Origin of the sequence: Kitasatospora sp. NPDC093558 (assembly GCF_040683475.1) — a bacterium.
Lineage (GTDB): Bacteria > Actinomycetota > Actinomycetes > Streptomycetales > Streptomycetaceae > Kitasatospora.
Window position 1 is genome coordinate 1 of record NZ_JBFBDY010001273.1, and the last position, 1,221, is coordinate 1,221.

Genomic DNA, 1,221 nt, shown 5'->3' on the forward strand with positions numbered 1-1,221 from the left:
CCGTCCTGGTGTGTCTCTGTTTCCGTGTGCGCGTTCCGCGCGCTCCTGATTCACTGGCAGCTTCCGGCATCGCCGTCACCGATGGCGCCGCGCCAACTTCTGCGAAGCCTCGTCGGCGAATCTGCGAAGTCTGCGAAGATCGCCCCTGGGCCGTTCCGACTAGGCTGCCTGCACCAGGCCGATCGCCGACGCGGAGGGAAACCGGGACGATGGGAAAGACGTTCGCGGGCGCCAGACTCCGCCGGCTCAGGGAGGAACGCGGACTGAGCCAGGCCGCCACCGCGCGGCTGGTCGACCTCTCGCCCAGCTACCTCAACCAACTGGAGCACGACGCCCGCCCGTTGACCGTCCCCGTCCTGCTCCGCCTGACCGAGGCCTTCGGCGTCGAGGCCGGGTACTTCGCCCCGCCGGACAGCGCCCGCCTCACCGCCGAGCTGCGCGATTCCCTCGGCGACGACCTCGCGGCCGGCCGCATCACCCCGGGCGACCTCGACGAGCTCGCCGCCCGGCTGCCCGCCGTGGCAAGGCTGCTGACCGACCTGGGCCGCGGGCGCCGCACGATGGCCGAGCAACTCGCCGTGCTCGCGGGCGACCGCGGACCGGGTGCCGAAGCCGCCCTCACACCGCACGAAGAGGTCCGCGAGTTCTTCTACCGCCGCCAGAACTACATCAACGAACTCGACACTGCTGCCGAGGAGTTGGCAAGCGACATCCGGCTCCGGCGCGGCGAGGTCAGGACGGCGCTGGCCGACCGGCTGACCTCCGTCCACGGCGTCCGGATCGCCACCGGCGGCGACCAGCTCCACCAATACGACCCGCAGACGCGGATCCTGAGACTGTCGGACCGCCTGCGCCCCGGTCAGCAGGCCTTCCGGATGGCCACCCAGCTCGCCTACCTCGAACGCGACCCGCTGCTCACCGAACTCGCCGCCCAGGACAACCCCGAGGGCTCGGCCGCCCACGCGCTCACCCGGATCGGCCTCGCCAACTACTTCGCCGCCGCCCTCGTCCTGCCGTACCCCGCCTTCTACGCCGAGGCGGAGTCCGCCCGTTACGACATCGAGCACCTCGCCGACCACTTCGGCGTCGGCTACGAGACGGTCTGCCACCGCCTCAGCACCCTTCAACGGCCACGGTTGCGCGGCGTCCCGTTCTCCTTCGTGCGGGTCGACCGCGCCGGCAACGTCTCCAAGCGCCAGTCCGCGACCGGCTTCCACTTCT

At 71.2% G+C, this 1,221-nt stretch carries 1 protein-coding gene; it reads left to right on the forward strand.

What is annotated here, in order from left to right:
- Positions 1-209: 209 nt before the first annotated feature.
- On the forward strand, positions 210-1,221 hold a 1,012-nt coding region (locus AB0O00_RS40305; RefSeq protein ID WP_363659630.1), incomplete at its 3' end, for an ImmA/IrrE family metallo-endopeptidase.